6 protein-coding genes are annotated in these 4,677 nt (G+C 54.9%); 3 read left to right on the forward strand and 3 right to left on the reverse strand.

The annotated features are described in order from the left end of the window. Nucleotides 1-751 (reverse strand): LysR substrate-binding domain-containing protein (locus PMI17_RS04095; RefSeq protein WP_007886454.1); only part of this gene is annotated, 751 nt, incomplete at its 3' end. Between the two features lie 199 nt (nt 752-950). Here PMI17_RS04095 and PMI17_RS04100 point away from each other — a divergent pair. Both PMI17_RS04100 and PMI17_RS04105 read left to right on the forward strand, forming a co-directional pair. Continuing rightward, nucleotides 951-1,949, forward strand: a complete 999-nt coding sequence (locus PMI17_RS04100) for an LLM class flavin-dependent oxidoreductase (protein WP_007886455.1) — start codon at nt 951-953, stop codon at nt 1,947-1,949. Nucleotides 1,950-2,054: 105 nt separating this feature from the next. Beyond that, the gene (locus PMI17_RS04105; RefSeq protein ID WP_007886456.1) at nt 2,055-2,381 is read left to right on the forward strand and encodes an EthD family reductase; all 327 of its coding nucleotides are present in this window, start codon (nt 2,055-2,057) and stop codon (nt 2,379-2,381) included. A 195-nt stretch (nt 2,382-2,576) separates the two neighbouring features. On the opposite strand, the gene PMI17_RS04110 is transcribed toward PMI17_RS04105, so the two are convergent. Together PMI17_RS04110 and PMI17_RS04115 are read right to left on the reverse strand one after the other, a co-directional pair. Further along, nucleotides 2,577-2,825 (reverse strand): hypothetical protein, encoded by a 249-nt coding sequence (locus tag PMI17_RS04110; RefSeq protein ID WP_007886457.1) that lies wholly within the window; start codon nt 2,823-2,825, stop codon nt 2,577-2,579. Nucleotides 2,826-2,932: 107 nt separating this feature from the next. After that, on the reverse strand, nt 2,933-3,271 hold the full coding sequence (locus PMI17_RS04115; protein WP_007886459.1) for a helix-turn-helix domain-containing protein: 339 nt from the start codon (nt 3,269-3,271) through the stop codon (nt 2,933-2,935). A gap of 223 nt (nt 3,272-3,494) precedes the next feature. On the opposite strand from PMI17_RS04115, the gene PMI17_RS04120 reads away from it, so the two are divergent. Then, nucleotides 3,495-4,677, forward strand: a 1,183-nt coding sequence (locus PMI17_RS04120) for an MFS transporter (protein ID WP_007886460.1), incomplete at its 3' end; no start/stop codon positions are given.

The raw sequence follows: 4,677 nt of genomic DNA on the forward strand, positions 1-4,677 counted from the left end.
CCCCCCCCAGCCATATCGGCAGCTGCGACAGACCACATCCCGCCAGGGTGGCGGTCAGCATCGCATCGCCGTCGGCAAATTCATGGGTGGCAGGCGGTATGAACCGTGTTATCTCTCCCTCCATGTCCTTCAGCAGCCAGGAAATGGGCTGATTGCGGCGAAACCCGACCACGCACTGGTGTTCGCTTAACGCGTCCGCCGTGACCGGCGTGCCATGATAAAGCAGGTAGTCGGGTGAGGCGCAGATCACCAGTTTCTGGGTGGTCAGCCTGCGGGCGACCAGACCGCTGCTGTCGGCCAGCTCACCAATGCGGATAACCAGATCAATGCCTTCCTCGATAAGATCGACAAACCGCTCGCTGAAGGTCACCGTCAGGGCGAGCTCAGGATAGTTGCGCGTAATCTGCAGCAGGACGGGCAATATACGCTGCCGCCCGAAGGCGGCGGGTAAATCCACCCGCAGTCTGCCGGCGGGCTGGCAGATATGAGACGTCAACTCAGCCTCCGCCTGCTCCAGAATATCAATGGCGTTCTGGCAGCTGTTCAGAAATCGCTCGCCGTCCGGCGTCAGGCTGAGGCGGCGCGTGGAACGCTGAAAAAGCTTAAGGCCGAGGCGATCCTCAAGCCGGCTGACGCTTTTGCCTACCGCGGATTTGGTCAGCCCCAGACGCTCAGCGGCAGCGGTAAAGCTGCCCAGCTGCGCCGTGGTGACAAATGCGGTGATCCCGCCCAGATGATCGGTTTTTCTCATGGTTTATCTTCGTGTCTCTGACAGGTTTGCCTGGTTTACCGACGCTACCATACACCGAATGTCGTCGGTTAATTATAGAATCTATGTCTACACAGATCCGAGTGAAAGCGGATTTATCATCATGGGGAAAACAATCATAGTGATTTCCGAACTTACTGTTTCGCCACGTAACCACTGAAACGAGGCTAAGGAAATCTTCATGAAAGACGCGAACATCCCTCTGTCACTGCTGGATTTGGCTCCGATTACCGAAGGGCACAGCCTGGCTGACGCTATCCACAACAGCGTGCGTCTGGCCAGAGCGGCTGAAGACGCCGGTTATCATCGCTTCTGGATGGCCGAACATCACAATATGGTGGATATCGCCAGCGCCGCCACAACGGTGATCCTGAGCCACATTGGTGCCCGCACCGATAAAATCCGTATCGGCTCGGGCGGCATTATGCTGCCGAATCACGCGCCGCTCGTCGTCGCTGAGCAGTTTGGTACGCTTGAAACCCTTTATCCGGGCCGCGTGGATCTGGGGCTGGGACGCGCGCCCGGTACCGATCAGGAAACGCTGCAGGCGCTGCGGCGTGAGAGTCGGGCAAGAGGTCTGGACTTCCCCGACATGCTGGAAGAGTTGCAGCATTTTCTCGCCGAACCGCGTCCCGGCCAGCGCGTGACGGCGGTACCGGGCGCCGGACTGCGTATTCCGCTCTGGCTGCTGGGTTCCAGTACTTTCAGCGCTCAGCTGGCGGCACAGAAAGGCCTGCCGCTGGTTTTCGCCTCTCACTTTGCGCCCGATGCCATGCTGGCGGCCATTGATACCTATCGGGCCGGTTTTAAGCCGTCAGAAAGCCTCAATGCGCCTTACGTCATGGTGTGCGTAAACGTTGTGGCGGCGGAAACGCAGAAAGAGGCAGACCGGCTGGCCACCACCGAGTTGCAAAAGTTCGTCAACCTGGGACGCGGCGTTGATATGAAGCTGCCCAAACCCGTTGATGACATGAATGCGCTATGGCACCCGACTGAGGCGCAGCGGGTGCTGACTCAGTTACGCGAATCGATATGGGGCACGCCTGACGTGGTGCGTGCCGGACTTGAGGATCTGGTACGCCGCACCGGCGCAGACGAAATCATGGTGAACTCCTGGATCCACGACGCCGATGCGCGTATCCGTTCGCATCAGTTGATCGCGGGCTGCTGGAATAGCTGAGGAGGGGGAGCTGTGCCTGCGTCAGCCTCACAGCAGCGTTAGCTGAGCGGTAAGTCAGTAATTTAATTCAGTCGCTATCAAACATTAATCTCTCAGGAGAGCGTTATGACACCCACTAAAGGTTTTAAGCACGTCGGCTTTATCACCCGTAAAAAAGGACAAAGCTTTGAAGAGTTCGTAAAGCACTGGGATGAGGTTCATACCGAAATTGCCCTGCGGCTGCCGGGACTACGCGGCTATGTTCTGAATCCTGTGGATCGCGAAAAATATCCTGACTCACCCGTCGATGGATTTTCAGAGTTATGGTTTGACTCGCTCGAAGACGCAATCGCTGCGTTCAGCTCCCCGACAGGTATCGAAGCTTATGAGGACGTGCCCAACTTCGCCGACCACGTCGCCGTTACTTACATTACTGAAATCAGAAAGCGTTAATGTTTATCGTACTGCTGATAATGGACAGGGAAGGGGGAGGCGTAACGCTTACTTTTGCTTAAAAGCAGTAAGGAGAGTGTCGTCCCTGACAGGTTCTCCGGCCGGTATACGTTCGCACGTAACCGATGAGGTCATTCGCTTCGTCGTTTTCCGGCCGGAGCCGGACTACTTCCTATGGCATCAGTTCGTTAACGGTTAGTTCAGGCCCGCAAGGGTCTGCAGATACGGCACCTGCTTTTCAGCGACCTCGGGTGAATCAAAACTCATCAGCCAGTCTCTGGCTTTATAGATCTGCTGCAACCGTAAGGTGCTGTTCTCCGATTTCGCCATGCGACCAAGCTGCGCAAAAAGTGATGCAATGCTGATCTCTTTCTCGCACAGGGCCAGGCTCAGTGCCGCTTCGCCAATAATGGCGTGACCTTTCTCGTGGTTTTGAAATAACACAGAAATTCCTCCATTAGTACGAATGAATAATAACCTCACCCGTGACTGTAGACGTTAGCGGGGGAATCGCACGGCGCTTAATCCTAAAAGCTCAGGATTTACCGTAATTAATCAGCACTATTATGTATGCGGCGAAATTCAGTTGGCGTGAGAATGAATCGTTGCGTAAACGCCCTGCTGAAGGATTCGGGTGAATTAAAACCATTGCGCTGCGCCACGGTGCTGAGACTGTCTGCGGTTTGCAGGAGTTCTGCATACGCTTTTTCCAGACGCTGATTACGGATATACGCAATCAGCGTTGTCCCTTTAACACGCCGAAACATTCTCTGCAGATGCCATTTTGTATAGCCCGATCGATGGGCGATCTTGTCAATGGTGAGAGGTTCACTGAGACGGAGATTGATCCAATCCGTTAGCCCTTCAATAATTTTCTGCGAATCAACCACGGGATGTTCTCACTTCTCAAATAAATTCCATCAATCTGCACTGAGATTAACTGGCTGATAAGTAGATGAATTAAATGCGGATGAGCCCTCATTTCTCAGGGGCGACCGGCTGAGTAAGGGATATGTAAAAGTGTGATCTACCTAAATGTAACCTATAAAGTAATCGATTACATTCGTGTCTTACCTAAATGTAATCGATTACTTTTCTCTGGGAAGGTTCACCATGTCGACATCACAAAGTACCGAAGTTGTTATCGTGCAGCACCGGCTTTTGGTTCCCCGGCTCTCTCTCATGATGTTTATGCAGTTCTTCATCTGGGGCAGTTGGTCAGTCACGCTCGGACTGGTGATGACGCAACACAACATGTCGCTGCTGATCGGCGATGCGTTTTCGGCCGGTCCGATCGCCTCCATCCTCTCACCGTTTGTACTGGGAATGCTGGTCGACAGATTCTTCCCGTCGCAAAAAGTGATGGCGGTGATGAACCTGGCGGGGGCGGTGATCCTGTGGTTTGTGCCCTCTGCGCTGGCGGCTGAAAACGGTACGCTGCTTATCGCGCTGCTGTTTGGCTACACGCTGTGTTTTATGCCGACCTTAGCGCTGGCCAATAACATCGCCTTCCACAGCCTGAGCAACAGCGATAAAAGTTTTCCAGTGGTCAGGGTATTCGGCACCATCGGCTGGATTGTGGCCGGCATCTTTATTGGTTTCACCGGCATTTCTGCCAGCACCTCGGTCTTTATCGTTGCTGCCATCTGCTCTGTGGCGCTGGCGATTTATAGCCTGACGCTGCCACATACGCCGGCACCGGCGAAAGGTCTGCCACTGAAAGTGCGCGATCTGTTCTGCGCAGATGCCTTCGCGCTACTAAAAATCCGCCACTTTTTTGTCTTCGCACTCTGCGCCACGCTGATCTCCATTCCGCTCGGCACTTATTACGCCTATACCGCCTCATGGCTGGCCGATGCCGGAGTAAGCAACGTCAGCACCGCCATGTCCTTCGGTCAGATGTCTGAAATCTTCTTCATGCTGGTGATCCCGCTGCTGTTCCGCCGTCTGGGCGTGAAATACATGCTGCTGGTCGGCATGCTGGCCTGGTTTGTGCGTTACGCGCTGTTTGCCATGGGCATGGGCGACGAGGGCCGTGCGCTGATCTATCTCGGCATTCTGCTGCACGGCGTCTGCTACGACTTCTTCTTCGTGGTGGGCTTCATTTACACCGACCGCATCGCGGGCGAAAAGGTGAAAGGGCAGGCGCAGAGCATGGTGGTGATGTTCACCTACGGCATCGGCATGCTGCTGGGCTCGCAGATTTCCGGCGCACTGTATAACCGCCTGATCGCCGGCCAGGCCAGCGCAGAAAACTGGGCAACTTTCTGGTGGATCCCCGCCGTTGCGGCGGGGG

The sequence above is a fragment of the Pantoea sp. GM01 genome, from assembly GCF_000282675.1.
GTDB classification, from domain to species: domain Bacteria; phylum Pseudomonadota; class Gammaproteobacteria; order Enterobacterales; family Enterobacteriaceae; genus Pantoea; species Pantoea nemavictus.

What these genes read in the sequence shown, in the direction of transcription:
- PMI17_RS04100 (WP_007886455.1), top strand. Translation starts at nt 951, where the DNA reads ATGAAAGACGCGAACATCCCTCTGTCACTGCTGGATTTGGCTCCGATT.
- PMI17_RS04105 (WP_007886456.1), top strand. Translation starts at nt 2,055, where the DNA reads ATGACACCCACTAAAGGTTTTAAGCACGTCGGCTTTATCACCCGTAAA.